The following is a 22,573-nucleotide window of genomic DNA, read 5'->3' on the forward strand; positions in this document are numbered from 1 at the left end:
AATTTTATTGGAGGATTTTATGAAAAAATCGAAAAAATTTTTTATTAGAATATGCCTTTCTACAGGAATTTTGGCATCTGCAACTTTACTGACAGCTTGTTTTGGAACTTCAGCAAAACATGTGAAAGCTAATTATAAAGTGACAGCAGAAGCAATTCCAGATTACCAAAGTAAGAATGCTCCCATTTCATCTTATTGGATGCCTGATAAATTTCTAGAATGGTCAGCGGAAAATGATAAAGATTTAGTTTACAATCAATCCCGAGTTTCACTTACCAAAAGAATTTCTCCTGATAAACTAAGTCCATCCAATCAAAATCAGAACAAAAAGACAAAAATTGTTGCCTTGTCGATGATGAACTCACAAACTTCTGGAAATCCTTCGCGGGGCACGACAAAATTTGAGAGCTATACTTTTGATTATTGGCAATACATTGACACACTGGTTTATTGGGGTGGCTCATCTGGTGAAGGAATAATTGTAACTCCATCAGCAGATGTTATTGATGAAGCACACAGCAATGGTGTTCCGGTACTTGGAACAATTTTCTTACCGCCTAAAGAATACGGTGGAAAAGTAGATTGGGTCAAAACAATGCTCAAAAAAGATGAGCAAGGACAATATCCATTTGCCAGTCAAATGGTTAAGGTTGCCAAGACTTATGGATTTGAGGGATGGTTTATCAATGAAGAAACCCAAGGGCTAAATGCTGACGATGCAGCTAACATGAAAGCCTTGATTCAACAGGTGAAAAAAGAAGATTCTAGTCTTCAAATCATGTGGTATGATGCCATGACTAAAGATGGAAAAGTGGATTGGCAAAATCAGTTAAATGACCAAAATGCGACATTTGTACAAGATAAAACAGCAGACGCGATGTTTTTAAATTTCTGGTGGACTCAAAATAATTTGGCCGACCAAAAATTACTTGAAAAATCGAATCTCTATGCTAAAAATCACAATATTGACCCTTATAATATTTATGCCGGAATAGATGTGCAAGCGAAAGACGTCCAAACTCCAGTTAAATGGAACCTTTTAGAAAAAGGAAATCAAGCCACTCAAACATCAATTGGACTCTATGCAGCAAGCGCTACCTACACTAACGCAAGTAATTGGGATGATTTTCAAAATCGTGAATCAGCATTCTGGGTCAATCAAAAAGCAGACCCTCGTCAAGTTGATCATTCTGTTAATGAATCATGGACAGGACTTTCCAAATATGTTCTGGAAAAATCAGCAATAAGCGGTAATGAATTTAATACTAATTTTAATTTAGGAAATGGTTATAACTATTTTAAAGCTGATCAAAAAATCTCAGAAATGGATTGGAACGATCGCAGTTTAGCAGGTATTTTACCATCTTACCGTTGGATTATTGACAACGAAGGAAAAAATAAAATAAGTCCAAGCTTCGACTTTGCAAATGCTTATAACGGTGGAAATTCACTGAAATTTATGGCTGAACATTTAGATGCAGGGAAAAGCTCAAACATCACATTGTTTGCTAGTGATTTGAAAATTGATAAGGGAGCAAAATTCTCCGTTAGTATGCGCTCAGACCAAGCGATTAAAGTTTCTGCAATCTTAGAACTAGCAAATGGTCAAAAAGTTAGCATTACAGGAGATAAAAGCCTGACTGAGAATTGGTCAGAAATAAGTTTTGATGTTAAGAAATTTGAAGGTCAAACAATCAAAAAAATCGGTTTAAGCATAAAATCTGATCAAGCAATGGATTTTAAAGCTATTAATCTAGGAGAAATGACTTTGACCACTGGTCAAAAAGTCGCTCCAATCACACTTTCGGATGCAAAAGTAACTGATGAAGCTTTTGAAGAAGAAGGAACAGTAGGTGGTTTTAGACTTTCTTGGAAATCAGATGCAACTAAAAATAATCTTTCTACTTATGAAATCTATCAGTTGAATGATGATGGAAGTAAAGAATTTTTAGGAGCAAGCAATATCAATGCCTTCTTTGTTAATGCCTTAAAACGCGGCAAAAATATCAATTCAACAAAATTTGAAATTGTCCCAATTAATAAGGCTGGAGAATCTGGACATTCAGTTACGACCTCTGTGAAATGGCCAGATAATTCATTAGCTAAAGCGGCATTTGTAGCAGATAAAACCCTAGTTACGATTGGTGAAAAAGTAACTTTAATGAATCAATCTAATCTAGCTTCCGTCAAATATAAATGGGAAATTGACGGTGCAAGTCCCGCTACTTCTACAGAAAAGAATCCTCAAGTAAGTTTTGATAAAGCAGGGAGTTATTCCGTCAAATTAACGGCCATCAATGAAAAAGGACAAGAAGATTCAGTCACTCAAACTGAACTGATTACTGTAATTGATCAACCAGTAGAATTAACAAATTTTGCATTAAATCAATCCGTTCAAGTAGACAGTTTCACTAATGAATCTGAATCAGGACCAAAAGCAGTTGATGGAAAATTAAATACCAAATGGTGTGCCGTTGGCACGGGTAAACACAATATTACAATTGACCTTGGGAAATCAGAAAAAATCAATCAAGTCCTGATTGACCATGCTCAAAAAGGAGGAGAATCACCTGACATGAATACTTCTGATTACACCATTGAGATTTCAAAGGATAATCAAAATTGGACAGAAGTTGTCAACGTTAAGAAAAATAAATTGGGAGAAACCAAAGATTCTTTCAAACAGACAGAAGCGCGTTACGTTAGAATCACAGCCACTAAACCAACACAAGGAGCAGATACCGCTGTTCGTTTATATGAAATACAAGTATTAGGACAAAAAAATAGCTAACAAAGGGCTGTAAAAACTTGCCATAAAAGCAAATAAAAGGCTATCATGAAAACCCTAATATTTCATTGGAAAAGTGTTATAATGAAGTAATAAAAGTTAGAAAGTTATAGAAAAATGATTGGAAAAGCACTAGAAGAATTCTTTATTCGGATTTGGGTCATTGTTAAATTGACCTTGATATTTTGGCTCTTAGCGCTCACAGGGCTGTTTGTTTTAGGACTTGGTCCTGCCTTTAAAGTGGTAACAGAGTTGTATTTGGAACATGGTTTTGACTATAAGTCAATCTCAGTGAAACAGGCTTATCAAATTTTCAAGCGAGACTTTTTAAGAGCAAATATCATTTTTTGGCTCTATACGTCTTTGAGTCTTTTGCTCGCTTATAATTTATATCTTTCAGTACAAATCCAAGGTTTACTTTTCTTGGTGATTGATTTCATTCTATTCTTTGGTTTAACTTATCTTATGACCGCTTTTGAATATACAATGATTTTTGATAGTCAATTTGAAATTAGTTTTGGAAACTTATTAAAAATGAGCTTTATTTCAAATTTTATTAGTTTTAAAACCTATCTAAAACTTTTATTTGGGATTGTCCTTATCTTTGTTTTGACTTGGCAATTTAAAGGTATGATTCTCTTTGGGTTGATTGGCCTTTTACAAGTTTATTCTTTAAGTGTGACAAAAACTTGGCGTTTGAAAGTCGAAGAACAGTTAGCAGAGTAAAAAAGAAGAGTTACTGAGAGGGGTGGAAAATGGAATTAAAATTCCAAGAAAATTTTTTGTGGGGAGCAGCAACGAGTGGCCCACAAACTGAAGGACGTTTTAAAAAGCAGCATGACAATGTTTTTGATTATGATTTTGACCATTATCAAGAACGTTTTTGGGGCGGAATTGGACCTGATACAGCCAGTAATTTTTTCAATGACTTTCGAGAAGATATAAAATTAATGAAGGCTGCTGGTCTAAAATCAATAAGGACAAGTATTCAATGGTCGCGTTTGATAGATGATTTAGAAAAGAATACGGTAAATGAAAAAGCGGTTGATTTCTATAACGCTGTAATTAATGAATTTATAGCGCAAGGGATTCGTCCGATGATTAATTTAAATCATTTTGACCTACCAGTTGAACTCTTAAAAACATATGGAGGCTGGGAAAGTCGTCATGTTGTTGATTTATATGCAGGTTTTGCAGCAAAATGTTTTGCTGAATTCAGCGACCGAGTGAGTGATTGGTTTACTTTTAATGAGCCAATGGTTGTCGTTGAGTGTGCTTATCTATTAGGTTTCCATTATCCTGATATGGTTGATGGAAAAAAAGCTGTTCAAGTGGCTTATCATTTGCAACTCGCCTCATCTCTTGCGATTGAACAATACCGAAAAATCAATAAAAATCCTGAAGGACGAATTGGAATCATTTTAAATTTAACTCCGTCCTATCCAGCAACTGAAAAAATCGAAGATTTAAAAGCAGCAGAAATGGCAGACCTTTGGCAAAATCGCCTCTTTTTAGATGCATCAATAAAGGGAGAATTTCCAGAAGAATTAGTCAGCCTTTTACAAGAAGAAAATGTCTTGTGGCAGTCGGAAGCAGAAGATTTGAAACGGATTAAGGAAAACAAAGTGGACCTTTTGGGAGTTAATTACTACCATCCGAGTCGAGTACAAGAACCTGAATATTCTAGTGATAGTTTGGCTCAAGATTGGCGTCCCGACAAATATTACGCATCGTTCAATAAACGTGGGGTGCGGATGAATGCTGACAGAGGTTGGGAGATACATCCACAAACCATTTACGAAATTGCCAAGCGAATTCAAGAAGATTATGGGAATATTCCTTGGTTTATTTCTGAAAATGGGATGGGCGTAGAAAATGAAGAACGTTTCAAAGATGAAGAGGGACAAATCCAAGATGATTATCGAATTATTTTTACAACAGAACATCTTTTTTGGCTCCATAAAGCGATTCAAGAAGGCTCCAATTGTTTTGGTTACCATGTTTGGACACCAATTGATTGCTGGAGTTGGCGTAATTCATACAAAAATCGTTATGGTTTGATTAGTTTGAATATCCATACCCAAGTGAAAACTTTAAAAAAATCAGCTTATTGGTATAAAAATTTAACAGACTCATCACTTTTACAAGTTCCAGATTCAATTTTGGAAAAATACAATCAATGATTTCTGTTAAAACATAAGAAAATTTGGAGGAGAAATATGTCATTATTAACAATAGATATTGGTGGAACAAGCATTAAATATGCAAGATTTGCTGACGGAAAATTAGGAGAAGAAGGTGCTTTCGGAACTCCTGATAATCTGGATCAATTTTATCAATCACTGACAGCAGTCGTTGAACAATTTAAGGAAAATTCTGATGTTTGTGGTGTCGCTATTAGTTCCCCAGGAGCAGTAAATAAAGCGACTGGTGTCATTGAAGGAGCAAGTGCTCTCCCTTATATTCATGATTTTGATATTCATGCTGAACTAGAAAAACGATTTGGTTTACCTGTTTCTATCGAAAATGATGCCAATTGTGCAGCGCTTGCCGAAGTGAAATTTGGTGCGGCAAAAGGTTTGTCAGATGTTTTGCTTCTTGTGCTTGGAACAGGTGTTGGCGGTTCTGTAGTTATGAATGGGAAAGTTCATCATGGGAAACATCTTTTTGGTGGTGAATTTGGCTTTATGCTCATGGATGATGAACATTCTTTTTCAACATTAGGAACAACGATTAGAATGGCTGAGCGCTATAATAAACGCACAGGTGAAACTCTTGATGCCATCGAAATTTTTGAAAAAGCCTTTAATGGTGATGAAATAGCTAATGAAGAAAAAGAAATTTTTCTATACAATGTCGCAAAAGGGATTTTTAATCTGACTTATTCTTTTGATCCAGAATTAGTGATTATTGGCGGAGGGGTTTCCCAAGCTGAATGGTTAATTCCAGAACTACAAAAACAACTTCAAAAAATTATGGGAATTATTGAAGTAGCGACTTTTATGCCAGAAATTGTAACTTGTGAATTCAGAAATTCTGCCAACTTAATTGGTGCAGCGGTAGATTTTTCACAAACTTACGCAAATAAGACTGACAAATAAGCTAGAAGTTTTCTGTCAGTAATATTTTTTACTGACAGAAAATTCCTTCACTAATACTATACGAAATAGAACATAAAAAGTAACAAATTATAGGAAAAAATTATGACAAATCATTATGGCTCAATCGAAGCAGGCGGAACAAAATTTGTACTTGCGATTGGTGATGAGCAGTTTAACATTTTAAAAACAAATCAAATTCCAACGACTAGTCCCGAAGAAACAATTACTAGAACCATTGAATTTTTTAAAGAAAATCCTGTTAAATCATTGGCAGTTGGTTCTTTTGGACCTATTGACATCAAGCCTGAAAGTGCAACTTATGGCTATATAACAACCACGCCAAAAGCTGGTTGGGCAAATGTTGATTTATTAGGAAAACTCAAAGCCGCACTTGATATTCCGATGGTTTTCACTACTGATGTCAATAGCTCGGCTTACGGTGAAATGATTGTGACTGGCGGAAAATCATTGGTTTATTTCACAATTGGAACAGGAATTGGTGGAGGAGCCGTACAAGATGGGAAATTTATTGGAGGATTTTCCCATGCAGAAATGGGTCATCAATATGTCAAACGTCATCCAGACGATCTTAATTTTGCAGGCGTTTGTCCATTTCATGGTGATTGTCTAGAAGGAGTGGCAGCCGGTCCTTCCCTTGAAGCCCGCTTAGGAATTCGTGGAGAAGATATTCCAGCTGACAGTAAAGTTTGGGATATTCAAGCTTTCTACATTGCACAAATCGCCGTTAATACAACCTTGGCACTTGCACCTGAGAAAATTGTTTTTGGTGGTGGCGTTATGACCCAGACACACATGATTGAGCGCGTGCGCAAAGAATTCACAAAATTAATGGCAGGTTATGTCCACGTTCCCTATTTACTGACAGATTATATTATGACTCCGTCAGTCGCAAATAATGGTTCGGCAACGATTGGAAATTTTGCTTTGGCAAAAGATTTAGATGAAAAAAATTACTGACAGCTTTGTCAGTAGTTTTTCGTTTTCGTCAGTAAAAATAAATGTAATCACTATCATACGATTTTTCTAAAATTTATTTTATTTATTCACAAATATCTCTGCAAAAAACAATAAATTATGATAGAATAAATCTAATAAAATAATTGAACAAAAGTTCGAACTTTCCAACAGGAATTCGGACTTTTGCACCTTATTAGAGGAGGGTCCCTTGTCCGACACTACACTTGAAAAAATCATTGTACTCGACTATGGTTCACAATACAATCAACTTATTGCGCGTCGTATCCGAGAAATCGGTGTTTTCTCAGAACTCATGAGTCACAAAGTTACAGCCAAAGAAATTCGTGAGATTAATCCAATCGGTATTATTCTTTCAGGCGGTCCAAATTCAGTTTATGATGAAGGTTCATTCGATATTGATCCTGAAATCTTTGAACTTGGTTTGCCAGTTCTTGGTATTTGCTACGGAATGCAATTGATGAGCTACAAGCTCGGCGGTATGGTAGAAGCAGCAGGCGAACGCGAATACGGTGTTGCCCCACTTCAACTCACTGAAAAATCAGCATTGTTTGCAGGAACTCCCGAAGTTCAAGATGTTTTGATGAGCCACGGTGACCGTGTAACAGCTATTCCTGAAGGTTTCCACGTTGTCGGAACTTCACCAAACAGTCCATTTGCTGCTGTTGAAAATACAGAACGCAACTTGTACGGTATCCAATTCCACCCAGAAGTTCGTCATTCAGTTCACGGGACAGAAATGCTCAGAAACTTTGCGCTTAACATTTGTGGAGCAAAAGGGAACTGGTCAATGGAAAACTTCATTGATATGCAAATCAAAGATATTCGTGAAAAAGTTGGTGATAAAAAAGTTCTTCTTGGACTTTCAGGTGGTGTTGATTCATCAGTTGTAGGTGTACTTTTACAACGTGCCATCGGTGACCAATTGACATCAATCTTTGTTGACCACGGTTTCCTTCGTAAAGGCGAAGCTGACCAAGTCATGGAGACATTGGGCGGAAAATTTGGTCTTAATATCATCAAAGTAGATGCTCAAAAACGCTTCATGGACAAACTTGTTGGCCTTTCAGACCCAGAAACAAAACGTAAAATTATCGGTAACGAATTTGTTTATGTTTTTGATGATGAAGCAAACAAATTAGAAGGTGTTGACTTCCTTGCCCAAGGAACCCTCTACACCGACGTCATTGAATCAGGAACAGATACAGCTCAAACAATCAAATCACACCATAACGTTGGTGGACTTCCTGAAGATATGCAATTCCAATTGATTGAACCATTGAATACACTCTTTAAAGATGAAGTTCGTGCGCTTGGAACACAACTTGGAATGCCTGACGAAATCGTTTGGCGTCAACCTTTCCCTGGACCAGGACTTGCCATTCGTGTCCTTGGTGATTTAACAGAAGAAAAACTAGAAACTGTTCGTGAATCAGATGCAATTCTTCGTGAAGAAATTGCTGCTGCAGGCCTTGAACGTGATGTTTGGCAATATTTCACAGTAAATACAGATGTGAAATCAGTCGGTGTCATGGGAGACCAACGAACATATGACTATACACTAGCTATTCGTGCCATCACTTCAATCGATGGAATGACAGCTGACTTTGCCCAACTTCCTTGGGATCTTCTCCAAAAAATCTCAAAACGTATCGTTAATGAGGTGGACCACGTCAACCGTATCGTCTACGATATTACGAGCAAACCACCAGCAACTGTTGAGTGGCAATAGGATAAAAAACTGATAACAGTATCTGTTATCAGTTTTTTTATTTTAATAATAAATTTTAAAACTAGCACTCATTGTTCAATAGCATTATTTCCTAAAAGATTACGTAATATTAATCAATTTTATCGCTTTGAAAGCGTTATACTTGATTTGCTTGAAATTAATTAGGTGTAACTATGTTTTGCAATATTTAAGAGTAAAAAGTCTTTAATTTGCAACCTAATATAATTGTAACTTTTTACTTTCAAGAAATATATTTAAATTTGGAGAAAGTTATGGTTGGCAATGAAAAAATAAATTTTTTTAGGGAATTTTTTAGTTTCAAAACAAACAAAGCAGAAGGAATAATTGGGTTTCATCGAGCTTTAGGAATTGGTTCATGGGATATGTTTAATGGAGGAACTGGTGGCCTTATTGGTTCGTGGCTCTTATATTTTATGACCTCTTTTGGTGGGGTTAATCCTGGATTAGCTGCACTTTTAATTTCAGCTCGACTCGTTATAGATATGTTCTGGGCTCCTGCCGTTGCTGTTATTTCAGATAATTTTTATCACTTTGCACTCGGCCGAAAATATGGGCGTAGACGCTTCTTTTTAATTTTTGCAATTCCAACATCGGTTGCTTTTGCAGCGATGTGGATTCCAATGGCAGGTGGGCTTTCTTGGCTTTATTATCTTGTGTCATTTATACTTTTTGATTTTTGTTTGGATTTAGTTCTCATTCCTTGGGAAGCTATCCCTGCAGAAATTACCTCTACCTATACACAACGTAATAAAATGGGGTCAATCAGAATGTGGGCTTCAGGTTTAGCCCAACCCTTAATCGCTTTTGTCCCAACTCTCTTTATGAAACTTTTACCTGCTGAACATGGAATGCAAACTTCCGCCTGGGCCTTATTTGCAACAGCTTGTGTTTGGGGTGTGATTGGGATTATATTTACACTCTTTGTTTACTTTTCTTCTTGGGACCCTATTCTGATTTCTAAAGAAAAGACAGAACTTATGTTGCGACATTTAGATGAAGAAAGAAAACGAGCTAAAACTCCTGCTAGGTTATTCTTGGAAAATATTGCTAATTTACTTTTAACCTTAAGGATTAAAACTTTTCGTAAACATCTAGTTCTTTATTTCTCTACTTTTGGGATTATTGATTCTTTTACAGCTATTTTCGTTATCTTTGCGACGATTTCGTTTTTGCCAACTCTAACACTTGATCCAGCGCAAGCAGCTCTTATTTTAGCGACACCCTTATTGATTATGACAATTGCATATACACCATTTGGAGCATGGCTTTTTAATCACCCCAAAATTGGACCACGCCTGCTTTACCTAATTGGTTTTGGCATTGGTATTTTAGCATGTATCACTTATGGTATTGTTTATTTCACAAGAGGAAGTTTATCAGAAGCTCAGATTACGGGACTCATCATTTTTACAACTTGTGTTTTCACTGTGGGTCGTAACATCATTGGGGGCCTTCCTTGGGTCGTCTTTCCTTTAATTCCTGATATTGATATGATCATTCATAAAGAACAGCGGGCAGGAGTTTTTGCTGGAGCTATGACTTTTGTACGTAAATTCACTAATATTGTCTTTAATGTTGTCATTGGAGCGGTTATGGGAGCTGCTGGTTATAACCAACATGTTTCTAATGTGGCAGACAAAATGTCAAATTATGTACAAGTGCACCATGTGACGACCAGACAAGCTTTTCACCATTTGGTAACAAGTTCTACTTTAGAACATCAGATTCAAAGTGCGGGCTTTGGAATTGTTATGCTGATGACGTTTTTAGTTGGAGGCTTGATGCTGATTGCTTTATGGAATGCTTTTACTTTTAAACTTAATTCAAAAACACATGCTATTTTGGTTGAAGAAATTTCACGTCTACAAAAGGCTGATTCGATTGGGGGAGAAGTGGCAGTAAAAAATGCTAAAGAGTCAGCTGACCTCAAAACAAAACAAACAATTGAAGCTTTATCAGGCTTAAATTATGATAAATACATCTGGACTGGAAAATAATATATAAAAAAACGAGGCCTTAAATTTCCTCGTTTTTAATATATTATTCAGCAACGGCTAATTCAGGTTGATTTTCCATAAGTTTACCATTGTTTAATTTTAATAAATAAGGGATAAGCATGATGAGGCCTGCTACAAAGGCAATTCCTTCTGTTAGGGTCATTGACCAGATGAGGCCAGTTAATCCGTAAAAATGATGTAAGATAATGACGATTGGGATATAAAGAATCCCTTGGATAGTAGACATTACCCCAGTTTGCGCACCTAGACCAGAAGCTTCAAAAATTCCAGTAAATAATCCAGAAAAACCATTGAAGACAGATGAAACTAGTTGTGCGGCTAGTACGATTAAGCCCACTTTGATTACTGCACTATCATCAGTAAAGAGTTGCATGACAGGAACTCTAAAAAGATAGACAATTAAAGCAAAGAGAATAGAAATTCCGCCAATCCAAAGAGTTAACTCTTTAAGTGCTTCTTTTAATCGTTGAGTATTGTTTGAAGCAAAACTATAGGCAAAGAGTGGAATGGCCCCTAAAAAGAGTCCCATAGTCAAAAATTCAGGCAGTTGAGTGATTCTAAGGGCAATCCCAAAGCTAGCAAGAACATTATCACCATATTGAACAGAAAAATGATTTAACAAAAGTGTTGTGACAATCATAAATGCTGATTTGAAAACTTCTGCAATCCCAATTTTATAGATTTCAAATTGGTCTTTTAAACTGATTTTAAAATGCTTTAAAAATCCTTTAAGCGATTCACTTTTATTTTCTAAAAACCAGATATAATAAGCTGTAGAAGCTAGATTTGCGATCACCATTGAAAGTCCAGCCCCAATAACATGAAGATTTAAAACTAGGATAAAGAGGGCATCTAAGACAATACTAGTCGCAACCCCAACAAACATTCCATACATTGATTCTTTTGAGGCACCTTCTGCACGAACTAATTGTTCCAGTCCATAGTTTAAAATCATACTAAAACCACCACCTAATAAAACTCCAGCATATTCTTTAGTATAAGTGAGAGTTGCGGCGTCTGCTCCTAAAATATGAGCGATTGGACTTAAAAAGAAAAGAGAAACAAGCCCGATAAGTAAACCAATGATTAAACTCATATAGAAAGAATAACCAGCGATTTTCTTTCCTTTTTCTTTATCGCCAGAACCTAGCAGGCGAGTGATAAAGGTTCCACCTCCGACACCAAAAAGGTTTCCGATGGCCATAAAAACAATGGTTATTGTTAAACCTAGAGTGATTGTTGACATCATATTTGTGTCATGGACAAGGCCGATAAAGTAGGCATTGATTAAGTTATAGATTGTTGTTGCGGAAATTCCAATCATCATGGGGATTGATAAGTGAGCAATTGCTTTTCTGATGGGCGCTTCCTTAAGATAATAAGAGTTGGATTTTTTACTCATTTTTATTGTTCTTCTTTCTGAATCGAAATGATAGATATTCTAATAGTTAGATATCTAACTATTGGAATATCATAATACTTATTTTTTATTTTGTCAACCCAAAACTATCGTTTAGAAAAATAATCTTTTTTGACGAAGAAGAGAGTCAGTAAAACTGACAAGAAAAGGGCTAGTAAACAAATGATTTCCCAAGATATTTTTGGGAGATTAGTCAAGGGCAGAGGAACATTCATACCATAAAAACTAAAAATGATGGTAGGAATAGTCAGAATAATTGAATAAGAGGTCAAAAATTTCATGACACTATTTGTATTATTATTAATGATTGAATCATAAGAATCAGTCATCTCATTCAAAATCCTATTTGAAATATTAGACATATCAAAAGCTTGGTCAACTTCAATCATTAAATCATCAAGAAGTTCCTTTTCATCATCATAAAGTTTTAAATATTTACCACTTTTAATTTTAGAAATGACTAAAGAATTTGATTTCAAGGACATAATGAAATAAATTAAACTTCGCTCAATTTTCATCAAATTAATCAAGTCTTCATTTTTCGGTGCCTTACCCAAAGTTTGTTCAATTAATATTCTTTTACGATTGAGAATTCTAATTTTATCGACATAAATTTTGGCAATAGCTAGCATGAAATGAAGGACAAAAGAAGTCTTATGTTTTGGATTTAACTGATGAAGCAGTTTTGAATTTTTCAAGATTGTTGCCATCTTTTTATCCGCTACATTTGTGATGATGACCTCTTTTGTTACAATAAAACTCATAGGTCCCGATGAATAATAAGCCACATCTGTTTGATCTTCAAATGGCATATCAAAAATAATGAGTAGACTTTTAGTTTCATCGTCAATCTCTATTCGAGCACTCTCGTCTTTATCTGTTGCATAAGATAAGAACTCTTCCGGAATGTGATATGTTTTTGAGAGATAACTTTTATCAAACAGTTTTTGGTCTGAGAAATTAATCCATTCTCTTGTTAAATTTTCAGACATTTGATTCTCCTTTTTTTAAAAAATAGTTAGAGTTCTAACTAACAAGAATTATCATAAATCAAATAAATGGAAATGTCAAGAACTAACTGTTAGATGTCTAATTGTTATAAATTGACAAATGAATAAAAGACCATTATACTAAGAAATAAGAAACAGCAAATCAAATAAGAGGAGTCCTCCAAATGGCTAATACAATCTATTCAAATTTATTTCGTTCTATTTCACAAAAATCAATGATGACCTCTAGTCAAATGATGAAAGATTTAGAAGTGAATCATCAACAAGCTAGAGTAATCGCATATATTGCAGAAAATCAAGATAAAGGTCTCATCCAAAAAGATTTAGCAGAAGTATTTAATAGACGAGGAGCAAGTATAACAAGTATGCTCCAAGGTTTGGAAAAAAAAGGGTATATCGAAAGACGAATTCCTAAAGAGAATGAACGTCAAAAAAATATCTATATTTTGCCCAAAGGGCTAAAAATTATTAATCAGATTAATCAAATATTTGAAGCATCTGAAAAGAAATTGATTGAACCCTTGACCGAGAAAGAACAAGCTGAATTCTTGAGACTCTTAGAAAAAATCGATGACAATTTATAAGATAATAGGAAAAAGACTAATAATTATGTTAGTCTTTTTTTTTTTCAGTCCAATGCGTTTCCCAAAATAATATTATAGACTTTCTTTAAAAAAGATGACAGATTTCTTGACAAGTAAAATATAAAAAAGTATAATTTCTTTATCGTTTACAAACGTAAACGATAATGTTATATTAACTTATTAAACTTAAATAATATTAAATTTTACTCGCAGCTTTATAATCTAAATAGAACTAGGAAGAAAAAATTATGACAGTATTAGACAAAGTAAATGACCCCAAAGACATCAAGGCTCTTACGGCGCTAGAACTAGAAGAGCTTGCTACAAATGTACGCGATGCAATTCTTAATCGTGTCAGTCAATATCCAGGGGGCCATCTCGGACCAAATCTTGGTGTGGTAGAAATGACTGTTGCTTTACATAAAGTCTTTAACTCACCTGTTGATAAATTAATTTGGGACGTTAGTCATCAAAGCTATCCGCATAAAGTTTTAACAGGACGTAAAGAATTTTTTACTGACAAAGACAAATTTTCTGGAACAACAGGCTATACAGACCCTGAAGAAAATGAACATGACTTTATACGAGTCGGTCATACATCTACATCTATTGCAACAGCTATGGGATATGCCTTGGCTCGAGATATGCAAGGAAAAAAAGAAAATATTGTAGCCATCATTGGTGATGGCGCGCTCTCAGGAGGACTTGCATTTGAGGGACTTGATGGCGCAGGTACACTTAACGGGAATCTTATTATTATTGTAAATGATAATGAAATGGCCATTACCGAAAATCATGGAGGAATCTATCAACATCTTGCAGATCTGCGAGCAAGTAAAGGAACCTCAGCAAATAATCTTTTTAAATCATTTGGGCTTGATTACCGTTACCTTGAGGAGGGAAATGATATCCAAAGTTTGATTGCCCTTTTTGAATCAGTAAAAGATATCAATCGGCCAATTGTTCTTCATATTCACACAGAGAAAGGACATGGCTATAAACCAGCAGTTGAAAATAAAGAAGGAATGCACCAAGTCTTTGCACCCTTTGATATTGCTACAGGTCAACCAGTCAATAGCTCAACCAATATCGTTCGCAGCTATAATAATATATTTCTTGACTTTATGGAAGAAAAGTTAGCCAAAGGTGACAATCTTATCGCCATTAATGCCGCAATTCCAATGTTCTTTGGCCTGTCACAATTTGCTAAGAATCATCCAAAAAATTATGTTGATGGAGGAATTGCTGAACAATATACAGTGACACTTGGTGGAGCAATCGCAGCAGCAGGAACTCGAGCTATTATTTTCCAAAATGCAACTTTCTTACAACGTGCCTATGACCAACTTAATCATGATTTGGCATTGAATAAAGAACCAGCAATTGTTATTATCAGTAATAGTCAAATTGGCGGAACAAACGATACTCACCAAGGAAGTTTTGTTTATAGTCAAACATCAAATATTCCCAATGTAATTGACCTTGCAGCAACAAGCGAAGAAGACCTTTTTGCAATGCTTAATTGGGCATATAATCAACATGAACATCCAGTGTTTATACACTTGCCAGAGCATACTTTGGAAAATCGCCCAACAAAAATTACTGATTTTAGCAAACCTCAGTATGAAGTCGTTAAGTCTGGCGAAAAAGTTGTAATCTTAGGGCTTGGTGCAATGCTTGAAAAAGCTGAAAATGTGGCAGAAGAACTTGAAAAATTAGGATTTAATCCAACGGTTGTAAATCCATTCTTTGCAAATCTTTTGGATGTAGCTGCTTTAGACAAATTATCTGAAACTCATGGACTCTTTGTTACGATTGAAGATGGCACTAAAGATGGGGGATTTGGTCAAAAAGTGGCGACCTATTTAGCAAGCAAAGGGATAAAAACACTTGTATATGGTGCAGATACTGAGTTTATTGATGCTGTTCCAAAAGATGAACTTTACAATCGTTATCACATAAGACCAGAACTTATGGCAAATGATATTATTGAAGCAACCAAAGAATCTAAAGGACCTAATTTTTTTAAGAAAATATTTTCTAAATAATAATTTTGAAGGCAGAGCTAATCTGCTAGATAAAATATGAAATAAATAGCTAAAAAAGATACTAGCGATTAACTAGTATCTTTTTTTATTTAAAATATTAAATATTAAGCATTTTGATTGGTTGCAGCAATATCAATTTCTCTGATGTTAACCGTTTGAGGCATATCATAAATGAATTTCACGGTTTGCGCCACTCTTTCAGGAGCAAGTGTTGTACCACCCATTGATTCTTTCCAAAGATTATAATCATTTAGGGCACTTTCGTCAGTAACATGTGTCAATAATTCTGTTTCGGCAGCACCAGGTGCAACAAGTGAAATTCGAACATTTTTACCAGAAACTTCCTCTCTGACAGTCTCACTTAAACCGTGGACACCAAATTTTGAAGCGACATAAGCGGCGTGGTTGGTAAAAGTTTTTTTACCAGCAAGAGAAGACATGTTAATTACTGTTCCTCCTTGGCGTTCAACCATTTGTGGAAGAACAATTTGCATTCCATTAAGGACACCCAAAACATTAGTATCCATCATTTGTTTCCATTCTGCTGGATTTTGATTAAGAACATTTCCTAATAACATGACACCTGCATTATTGACTAGAAGATCAGTTTTGCCATATTTTTCCTCAGCTTTAGTAATTGCATTTTCAAATGATGTTTTGTCCGTGACATCTACAGATTCCACAAGAACATTCGTAAAATCAAGAGGCAAGGCTTTGATTTTATCTGTACGACGGCCTAAAAGCAACATTGGGAATCCATCAGCATTAAATAATTTTGCAATTTCAGCACCAAATCCTGAACTTGCTCCTGTTATAACAATAAGTGGTTTAGACATTTTATTTCTCCTTAAGAGTATTTTTTTGATATACTGATTATACAACATGGAGTTAACTCCATGTCAAGGAGAAAGAATGACAAAATATACAATTGGCGATATTTCACGTAAATTAAACGTTTCTAACGATGCTGTACGTTATTATGATAAGGAAGGTTTGCTCCCTTTTGCTAAAAGAAATAAAGCTGGTCGAAGAGAATTTACAGATGACGATCTTGGCTATATTGAAGTCATTGATTGTTTAAAAAAATCAGGCATACCCATAAAAGATATTGCTCAATTTATTGATTGGTGTATGGAGGGCGACTCAACACTTGATGAACGTTTAGATTTTATGAAAACACACGAAGAGCAATTAGAAGAAAAAATTAAAGTTTTAGAAATGAATTTGGCCTTTTTAAGATGGAAAATTTGGTACTATCAAACAGCAGCAGAAGCAGGCACTGAAAGTATCCACTTTATTCCGGGAACAACACAAGTTAAACCAGAGATAAGAGATATTTTCAAATAATATTAAAAAAAACAAAACGTATTTTTTACGTTTTGTTTTTTTATTTTTTCTTAGTTGGAAAATTTATGAGAAATAGCGACAGAAAGACGACAAAAATACCTAACTGTTGGAATCCTAAAAATGAAACGCCTAGGAATAAAGTGGAAATTAAAATAGCGGTGACAGGTTCAAGCATTCCAAGCATACCAACAATATGAGGTTCTGTATATTTTAGACTATTGATATAAAGAGAGTAAGCTAAGAGCGTTCCAACAACAACGATGAGGCTGACCAAAAGTAAATCAGTCTGATCAAAATTTTTAGGTAAATTTGTGACTGGATGTAAGAAATTAGAAATGACACCACCAATTAATAAGGCCCAAGCAACAAGGCTTAAAGGAGAGTGTTCTTTGATAAGTGGACATGGAATAAGAGTGTAAGCACAAACACCAAGGGCGGATAAAAGCCCCCAAACAAGAGCAGAAGCTGAAAAACTAAGTTCTCCGATATTTCCATTGGTCACAAGCAGAAAAACACCAATTAAAGAAAGAAAAATGGCAATAATATCAAGACGACGTGGAATTGCTTTACTTTTGATAGCTAAAATAATAATAATGATGGAGGGACCTAGGGATTGTAAAATAGTTGCAATAGCTGCATTTCCGTAATAAACAGATAATAGAAAAGAAGATTGTGCAAAAAGTACTCCGAAAATCCCAAAAGCTACAATTCTTAGACTTGATTTTACAGAAGACCAGACACTAAAGATGTTGTGCTTAGTAATTGCTAACCAAGCAAGTAACAACAAGCCTGAAAAGAGCATGCGCGTGGTAACTAGCCAACCTGGCGCAATAGAACAACGATTAAAGAGGAGTCCAGCAATAATACTACTAATCCCAAAAAAGGCGGCTCCCAAAGAAGCGTAAATAATTCCTTTAAATTTAGTCATGATTAGACCAACACTTGATACTTTTTATTTTTGTCATTTTATCCTCGATTTCTAAGTACTTTATATACTTCGTATTATTAATAGTTTAACATAGATGATTTATGTTTATCAAAGATTTACCGAAAGTTTGAATAGTCTCGAGTCATTAATCCTTTTAAATGAAAAAAGTTCCTAATTGGCTTAGGAACTTTTTTTATAATTTATCTAGAGCCTTTTTGGGGATTGCAGTTTTTTTAACTTCTTCCCAGTTTGTCACTCCTTTTTGCTTATTATAAGTTAATTTCAAATAGGCTTCATGGCGCAAGTTATGCGTGGCAGTAAAGTCTAGTGTTTTTTCTTGTCCTGCATTGTTGTAGGCTTTTTCTTTATAACCATAGCCATGCCAAACCGAACCGCTTTGCGTTTTTTCCTCAAGTTTTTTTCCGTCATTATGGATTTGGACATAATAATTTGTTCCTCCATAATTTATCTTGTACCAAGCGAAAGCGGAACCACCAATAATAAAAACTAAGGCCACAAGTCCAATTAATATTTTTTTCATAAAATCCTATTCCTTTCCTGTTAAACAAATCTATTTTATCAGTATTTTTCAAAAAATAAACTTACTATATTGTAAGATTAAAATTACTTAATTAATAAAATAGAACAAAAAAACACTAATGATTATCATTAGCATTTTTGATAAATTTAATCTTCAACTCCATAAATTTCAACTTTGTAACCAGTAATATTAAGACCGCTAGCTTTTCGAGCAGCCTCTATCAGTGGACGAAAATCAAAATTATCTACATTCATAATCTCACCTGTCGTTTTATTGACAACATGATAATGAGGCTCTCCGTAGTAGTCATATCTTCTTTTACTACCGTCATTTATAGCAATCACTAGCTCACTATCAACCAATTTATCAAGGGTATTATAGACCGTTGCTAAGCTAATATTTTCCAAATCTTCGTGAATTTGCTCTGCCGTTGGGTGAGTTTGATGTTTTATCAGGTATTCTAAGACAATGAGACGCTGTGGCGTGGCTTTTAAACCATGTGATTGTAATAGTTCTTTTAAGTCTTGTTCCAAAATCAGCACTCCTATCTTTATTATTTATTTTATTATATCATCAACAGAAAATCATTTCAATGACTTGACATTTGTTTAGAATCATTCTAAAATATAGTTTAGAATGATTCTAAACGGGTGGGATAATGAAAGAAAAAAATAACTTAATTCAAAGAAATAATATTGTCAGGGCAAGTATTATGGGAGCAAATGACGGGATTATTTCGATTGCAGGGATTGTCATTGGTGTCTCTGGCGCAACCTCTCATATTGGGACAATTTTGCTGGCAGGTTTTGCCGGAACTTTAGCAGGTACGGTCAGTATGGCAATGGGAGAATATGTTTCGGTCAGTTCGCAACGTGATGCTCAGGAAAAAATTATCCAAGAACAAAAAGTAGCACTTGCTACTAATTATCAAAATGAATGTGATTTTGTTTATCAAAAATATAGAGCAGATGGGATTTCTAATGAACTAGCTCATAAAGCAACGGATGAGATGATGAAAAAGGATGCTTTAGCAACAACGGTTCGTGAAAGACACGGTTTTACAATTGGACAAGAATTGAGTGCTAAAGGAGCGGCAATTGCCTCAATGCTCTCATTTCCAACTGGAGCGCTTTTGCCTATGATAGCCATTTCTTTAATTCCTAAAAGTTGGAGTGCTTTGGCAACATTTATTTCCGTACTAATCGCTCTAGGATTTACAGGTTATACTGCGGCTTATTTAAATGGTGCTGATAAAAAACATGCAACTTTTAGAAATATTATTGCTGGGATTTTAACGATGCTTGTTACTTATGTAGTGGGTTTACTCTTTAAACAAGGAGGTTTGTGATGAAAAAACAAACAATGACAATAGATGAAAAATTAAATAGTGTCCGTGCGGGAGTCTTGGGTTCAAATGATGGAATTCTTACAGTTGTTGGTGTGCTCTTTTCGGTTTCCGCAGCTTCTGGAAGTAGCTTTGCTTTACTGATTGCTAGTTTGGCAAATTTGATTTCTGGTGCTTTTTCAATGGCTTCTGGTGAGTATGCAAGTGTCAGTTCTCAATCTGATAGTGAGAAAGTTGTGGTTCAAGAAGAAAAAATATTACTGAAAAAAGATTTTAAAAATCAAAAAGCAGCAGTGAAAGATTTTTATATTGAAAAAGGAATCAGTCCGGAAACTTCAGCAGAAATTGCTAATGAATTACTTGCTCGAAAACCTTTGGAAACTGTTCTGTCAGTAAAATATGATATTGCTTTAGGACATTATATGAATCCTTGGCAAGCGGCAGGTTCATCATTAATTTCATTTACGATTGGTGGACTTTTTCCTTTACTAACCATGATTTTAGTTAAGGGTGTTTGGCAATTTCCAGCAACAATTTTTGCAACAATGCTTGCAATGGCCTTAACTGGAATGATTAGTGCTAAACTTTCTGATGGCTTGGTAATTAAAGCAATTCTTAGAAATATTATTATTGGTTTACTGACAATTTTTATTCATTATTTTATCGGTCGGATTTTAGGTTAATGAATTTAGGCTTAGTTAAAAGCTTTTGTTATAATTATAGATAGGACTTATGATTATTGAGAAAGAGGCTGACAAATGGATGATAATACTAAAGAATTAGAACAATATTGGGATGAGTTTTCTCAAGAATATGAAGAAATTCAAAATGAAAGCTTGGTTGATATTGGTCAGCAATTACAGGAATTTTTGGTGACTGAAAAACTTTTACCAACAAGTCAATTTTTAGATTTAGCTGGTGGGACAGGTAAATATATTCCACACTTTTCAAATTTTACTGACAGCTATCATCTTGTTGATCTGTCAGCAAAAATGTTAGAATTTGCCAAGAATAAGTCAGCTGATTCAAATAAAATCACTTTTACGCATCAAGAACAAAATAAATTTTTAAAGAATACAAAAGAAAATACTTATGATTTTGTATTTTCAGCTATGAATCCTGCATTGGAGTCAAAAGAAGCCTTAGTAGAATTAAATCGGATTGCCAATGGAAATGTTGGAATTTTACGTTTGATTTTTGATGAGGATAATCTCTTTAGTCAGGTCGAACAATTGTATTTGCCTAATCAAGAACAGAATAAAGAAGCGCAGATGTTGCTTTATAAGGTATGGTTAGAGGAATTAGGCTGGGAATTTAAAAGTAAGAAATTTAGATTCTTTTTATCAGAAAAAGTAAGTTCACAGTTTTTCTCTGATTATTTCTCTGATGAGCTTTCAAATGCAGAATTAGCGGCTTTGACGCAATTATTTTTTAGTGAAACAGAAATTCGAGAAATGGAAAGATTAGTGATATTTGAGTTATTATATTGGGAAAAATGCTAGGTTGAATCCTAGTTTTTTATTTCTCAATTCTTTTAGTTGTAATTTATTTATTTTAATACTATAATTGACTAATCAATGATTGACCAATCAATTAAGAAAGGAGAAATTAATTATGAAGCTTGAAAAAGTCAGCCAGTTACTCTATCAGCTCAAAATTGTAAATCAAGAAATGACGGCAAAATTTGAGAAGTCAACGGGTTATAGTATTACTCGTTATCAACTGATGATGATTTTAAAATGTAAAGGTCGTTGCTCTCAAAGTCAATTACAAAATGAATTAAAAATTGATAGTGCTGCTGTAACTAGACATTTAAAATTACTTGAAGAAAAAAATCTTGTCAAAAGAGAGCGCAATAAAGAGAATAATCGAGAAGTATTTGTCGAAATTACCGATAAAGCTAAAAATGATTTAGCACTTTGTGCAAAAAAACATGATGATTTTCTAGAGGAAAGTCAACAAATATTAAATATTGGGCTCAGCGATTTAGAAGAAGAACAACTTTTAGAACTACTCACAAAATTAACAAAATGAAAGAAGAAAAGATGAATAAGAACTTTAAAAATAACGATTTCTCAGATATTACTTTTGGTAGAAAATCTGTCAGACTTTATGATGAAAACTACAAAATTTCTCACGAAGAAATGCTTGAGATGATTCAAGAAGCAACAGCCGCACCTTCATCAGTAAATATGCAACCTTGGCGTTTTGTTATTGTGGAAAGTGAAGAATCAAAAGCAAAATTGAAACCCTTAATTCGCTTTAATACACGTCAAAATGATACCTCATCAGCGATGATTTTGATTTTTGGAGACTTGAAGAATTATGAATTTGGTGAAGAAATCTATGACCAAGCAGTTGCTGAAGGAAAAATGCCTCAGGAAGTTAGAGATCAACAAATTGAAGCGATTATTCCTCATTACAAGAGCTTCTCTAAACAAGAAATGAATGATGTTGTCAAAATTGACTCAAGTTTGGCCGCAATGCAATTGATGTTGGTGGCAAGAGCTCACGGTTATGAAACAAATCCAATTGGTGGTTTTGAAAAAGATCAATTGGCAGAAGCTTTTGATTTAGACAAAGAACGTTATGTCCCCGTTATGATTTTATCCATTGGTAAAGCCGTTGAAGAAGGTTATGAATCTGTCCGCATGAATGCTGATAAAATCACTACTTTTAAATAAAAAGGAGAAG

Annotated in this window: 21 protein-coding genes; 15 read left to right on the forward strand and 6 right to left on the reverse strand. The window is 34.6% G+C overall.

Annotation, left to right across the window (positions count from 1 at the left end; genetic code table 11):
• Positions 1 to 19: 19 nt before the first annotated feature.
• The 7 genes from LDP15_RS02310 to LDP15_RS02340 all read left to right on the forward strand — a co-directional run bounded on the left by LDP15_RS02310 (position 20) and on the right by LDP15_RS02340 (position 10,635).
• Entirely contained in the window at positions 20 to 2,791 is a 2,772-nt protein-coding gene (locus LDP15_RS02310) for a discoidin domain-containing protein (protein ID WP_225513427.1), read from the forward strand.
• A 114-nt stretch (positions 2,792 to 2,905) separates the two neighbouring features.
• Positions 2,906 to 3,514 carry a YesL family protein gene (locus tag LDP15_RS02315; protein ID WP_225513426.1) on the forward strand — a complete coding sequence of 203 codons (609 nt, stop codon included), beginning with the start codon at positions 2,906 to 2,908 and terminating at the stop codon, positions 3,512 to 3,514.
• A 29-nt stretch (positions 3,515 to 3,543) separates the two neighbouring features.
• A complete protein-coding gene (locus LDP15_RS02320) occupies positions 3,544 to 4,971 on the forward strand; it encodes a glycoside hydrolase family 1 protein (protein WP_015426653.1) in 1,428 nt (475 codons plus the stop codon).
• 36 nt (positions 4,972 to 5,007) lie between these two features.
• Positions 5,008 to 5,889, forward strand: coding sequence for an ROK family protein (locus LDP15_RS02325; RefSeq protein WP_136122569.1), 882 nt, complete (start codon positions 5,008 to 5,010; stop codon positions 5,887 to 5,889).
• Between the two features lie 102 nt (positions 5,890 to 5,991).
• On the forward strand, positions 5,992 to 6,867 hold the full coding sequence (gene scrK, locus LDP15_RS02330) for a fructokinase ScrK (RefSeq protein WP_003130103.1): 876 nt from the start codon (positions 5,992 to 5,994) through the stop codon (positions 6,865 to 6,867).
• A gap of 208 nt (positions 6,868 to 7,075) precedes the next feature.
• Positions 7,076 to 8,617: a glutamine-hydrolyzing GMP synthase gene (guaA, locus tag LDP15_RS02335; protein WP_017864699.1), complete on the forward strand. Its 1,542-nt coding sequence runs from the start codon at positions 7,076 to 7,078 to the stop codon at positions 8,615 to 8,617.
• Positions 8,618 to 8,889: 272 nt separating this feature from the next.
• Positions 8,890 to 10,635, forward strand: coding sequence for an MFS transporter (locus LDP15_RS02340; RefSeq protein WP_015426650.1), 1,746 nt, complete (start codon positions 8,890 to 8,892; stop codon positions 10,633 to 10,635).
• Positions 10,636 to 10,678: 43 nt separating this feature from the next.
• Here LDP15_RS02340 and LDP15_RS02345 read toward each other — a convergent pair whose 3' ends face one another.
• Together LDP15_RS02345 and LDP15_RS02350 are read right to left on the reverse strand one after the other, a co-directional pair.
• Positions 10,679 to 12,058: an MATE family efflux transporter gene (locus tag LDP15_RS02345; RefSeq protein WP_015426649.1), complete on the reverse strand. Its 1,380-nt coding sequence runs from the start codon at positions 12,056 to 12,058 to the stop codon at positions 10,679 to 10,681.
• Positions 12,059 to 12,162: 104 nt separating this feature from the next.
• Positions 12,163 to 13,068 (reverse strand): magnesium transporter CorA family protein, encoded by a 906-nt coding sequence (locus LDP15_RS02350; RefSeq protein WP_003130111.1) that lies wholly within the window; start codon positions 13,066 to 13,068, stop codon positions 12,163 to 12,165.
• A 182-nt stretch (positions 13,069 to 13,250) separates the two neighbouring features.
• On the opposite strand from LDP15_RS02350, the gene LDP15_RS02355 reads away from it, so the two are divergent.
• Positions 13,251 to 13,670, forward strand: a complete 420-nt coding sequence (locus tag LDP15_RS02355) for a MarR family winged helix-turn-helix transcriptional regulator (RefSeq protein ID WP_003130113.1) — start codon at positions 13,251 to 13,253, stop codon at positions 13,668 to 13,670.
• Positions 13,671 to 13,918: 248 nt separating this feature from the next.
• Positions 13,919 to 15,718: a 1-deoxy-D-xylulose-5-phosphate synthase gene (locus tag LDP15_RS02360; RefSeq protein ID WP_015426648.1), complete on the forward strand. Its 1,800-nt coding sequence runs from the start codon at positions 13,919 to 13,921 to the stop codon at positions 15,716 to 15,718.
• 104 nt (positions 15,719 to 15,822) lie between these two features.
• Here LDP15_RS02360 and LDP15_RS02365 read toward each other — a convergent pair whose 3' ends face one another.
• Entirely contained in the window at positions 15,823 to 16,554 is a 732-nt protein-coding gene (locus tag LDP15_RS02365) for an SDR family oxidoreductase (protein WP_021723042.1), read from the reverse strand.
• Between the two features lie 76 nt (positions 16,555 to 16,630).
• Between LDP15_RS02365 and LDP15_RS02370 the strand changes: the two genes are divergently transcribed.
• Positions 16,631 to 17,065 carry a MerR family transcriptional regulator gene (locus LDP15_RS02370; RefSeq protein ID WP_010905994.1) on the forward strand — a complete coding sequence of 145 codons (435 nt, stop codon included), beginning with the start codon at positions 16,631 to 16,633 and terminating at the stop codon, positions 17,063 to 17,065.
• A 40-nt stretch (positions 17,066 to 17,105) separates the two neighbouring features.
• Here the strand turns inward: LDP15_RS02370 and LDP15_RS02375 are convergent, their stop codons facing one another.
• The 3 genes from LDP15_RS02375 to LDP15_RS02385 form a co-directional block, all read right to left on the reverse strand.
• Positions 17,106 to 17,993 (reverse strand): DMT family transporter, encoded by an 888-nt coding sequence (locus tag LDP15_RS02375; RefSeq protein ID WP_015426646.1) that lies wholly within the window; start codon positions 17,991 to 17,993, stop codon positions 17,106 to 17,108.
• Between the two features lie 193 nt (positions 17,994 to 18,186).
• A complete protein-coding gene (locus LDP15_RS02380; protein ID WP_003130414.1) occupies positions 18,187 to 18,534 on the reverse strand; it encodes a YxeA family protein in 348 nt (115 codons plus the stop codon).
• 146 nt (positions 18,535 to 18,680) lie between these two features.
• Positions 18,681 to 19,067 carry a Fur family transcriptional regulator gene (locus LDP15_RS02385; protein ID WP_014572452.1) on the reverse strand — a complete coding sequence of 129 codons (387 nt, stop codon included), beginning with the start codon at positions 19,065 to 19,067 and terminating at the stop codon, positions 18,681 to 18,683.
• A 125-nt stretch (positions 19,068 to 19,192) separates the two neighbouring features.
• On the opposite strand from LDP15_RS02385, the gene LDP15_RS02390 reads away from it, so the two are divergent.
• The 5 genes from LDP15_RS02390 (at position 19,193) to LDP15_RS02410 (ending at position 22,563) form a co-directional block, all read left to right on the forward strand.
• Positions 19,193 to 19,882 (forward strand): VIT family protein, encoded by a 690-nt coding sequence (locus LDP15_RS02390; protein WP_015426644.1) that lies wholly within the window; start codon positions 19,193 to 19,195, stop codon positions 19,880 to 19,882.
• On the forward strand, positions 19,882 to 20,562 hold the full coding sequence (locus tag LDP15_RS02395; protein ID WP_042230449.1) for a VIT family protein: 681 nt from the start codon (positions 19,882 to 19,884) through the stop codon (positions 20,560 to 20,562). The genes LDP15_RS02390 and LDP15_RS02395 overlap by 1 nt, the downstream gene beginning before the upstream one ends.
• 75 nt (positions 20,563 to 20,637) lie before the next feature.
• A complete protein-coding gene (locus LDP15_RS02400; RefSeq protein ID WP_015426642.1) occupies positions 20,638 to 21,381 on the forward strand; it encodes a class I SAM-dependent methyltransferase in 744 nt (247 codons plus the stop codon).
• A gap of 112 nt (positions 21,382 to 21,493) precedes the next feature.
• Positions 21,494 to 21,913 carry a MarR family winged helix-turn-helix transcriptional regulator gene (locus LDP15_RS02405; protein WP_042230446.1) on the forward strand — a complete coding sequence of 140 codons (420 nt, stop codon included), beginning with the start codon at positions 21,494 to 21,496 and terminating at the stop codon, positions 21,911 to 21,913.
• 11 nt (positions 21,914 to 21,924) lie between these two features.
• Positions 21,925 to 22,563 carry a nitroreductase family protein gene (locus tag LDP15_RS02410; protein WP_042230747.1) on the forward strand — a complete coding sequence of 213 codons (639 nt, stop codon included), beginning with the start codon at positions 21,925 to 21,927 and terminating at the stop codon, positions 22,561 to 22,563.
• Positions 22,564 to 22,573 lie beyond the last annotated feature (10 nt).

Origin of the sequence: Lactococcus sp. SK2-659, from assembly GCF_020218185.2 — a bacterium.
In the GTDB taxonomy this organism is placed as follows: domain Bacteria; phylum Bacillota; class Bacilli; order Lactobacillales; family Streptococcaceae; genus Lactococcus; species Lactococcus lactis.

Excerpts from the sequence above, each read along its gene's own strand:
- LDP15_RS02365 (WP_021723042.1), bottom strand. The coding sequence starts at position 16,554 with ATGTCTAAACCACTTATTGTTATAACAGGAGCAAGTTCAGGATTTGGT.
- LDP15_RS02355 (WP_003130113.1), top strand. The coding sequence starts at position 13,251 with ATGGCTAATACAATCTATTCAAATTTATTTCGTTCTATTTCACAAAAA.
- LDP15_RS02320 (WP_015426653.1), top strand. The coding sequence starts at position 3,544 with ATGGAATTAAAATTCCAAGAAAATTTTTTGTGGGGAGCAGCAACGAGT.
- LDP15_RS02405 (WP_042230446.1), top strand. The coding sequence starts at position 21,494 with ATGAAGCTTGAAAAAGTCAGCCAGTTACTCTATCAGCTCAAAATTGTA.
- LDP15_RS02380 (WP_003130414.1), bottom strand. The coding sequence starts at position 18,534 with ATGAAAAAAATATTAATTGGACTTGTGGCCTTAGTTTTTATTATTGGT.
- LDP15_RS02340 (WP_015426650.1), top strand. The coding sequence starts at position 8,890 with ATGGTTGGCAATGAAAAAATAAATTTTTTTAGGGAATTTTTTAGTTTC.
- LDP15_RS02390 (WP_015426644.1), top strand. The coding sequence starts at position 19,193 with ATGAAAGAAAAAAATAACTTAATTCAAAGAAATAATATTGTCAGGGCA.
- LDP15_RS02325 (WP_136122569.1), top strand. The coding sequence starts at position 5,008 with ATGTCATTATTAACAATAGATATTGGTGGAACAAGCATTAAATATGCA.
- LDP15_RS02315 (WP_225513426.1), top strand. The coding sequence starts at position 2,906 with ATGATTGGAAAAGCACTAGAAGAATTCTTTATTCGGATTTGGGTCATT.
- LDP15_RS02410 (WP_042230747.1), top strand. The coding sequence starts at position 21,925 with ATGAATAAGAACTTTAAAAATAACGATTTCTCAGATATTACTTTTGGT.
- scrK (WP_003130103.1), top strand. The coding sequence starts at position 5,992 with ATGACAAATCATTATGGCTCAATCGAAGCAGGCGGAACAAAATTTGTA.
- LDP15_RS02370 (WP_010905994.1), top strand. The coding sequence starts at position 16,631 with ATGACAAAATATACAATTGGCGATATTTCACGTAAATTAAACGTTTCT.
- LDP15_RS02350 (WP_003130111.1), bottom strand. The coding sequence starts at position 13,068 with ATGTCTGAAAATTTAACAAGAGAATGGATTAATTTCTCAGACCAAAAA.
- LDP15_RS02360 (WP_015426648.1), top strand. The coding sequence starts at position 13,919 with ATGACAGTATTAGACAAAGTAAATGACCCCAAAGACATCAAGGCTCTT.
- LDP15_RS02400 (WP_015426642.1), top strand. The coding sequence starts at position 20,638 with ATGGATGATAATACTAAAGAATTAGAACAATATTGGGATGAGTTTTCT.
- LDP15_RS02395 (WP_042230449.1), top strand. The coding sequence starts at position 19,882 with ATGAAAAAACAAACAATGACAATAGATGAAAAATTAAATAGTGTCCGT.
- LDP15_RS02345 (WP_015426649.1), bottom strand. The coding sequence starts at position 12,058 with ATGAGTAAAAAATCCAACTCTTATTATCTTAAGGAAGCGCCCATCAGA.
- LDP15_RS02310 (WP_225513427.1), top strand. The coding sequence starts at position 20 with ATGAAAAAATCGAAAAAATTTTTTATTAGAATATGCCTTTCTACAGGA.
- LDP15_RS02375 (WP_015426646.1), bottom strand. The coding sequence starts at position 17,993 with ATGACTAAATTTAAAGGAATTATTTACGCTTCTTTGGGAGCCGCCTTT.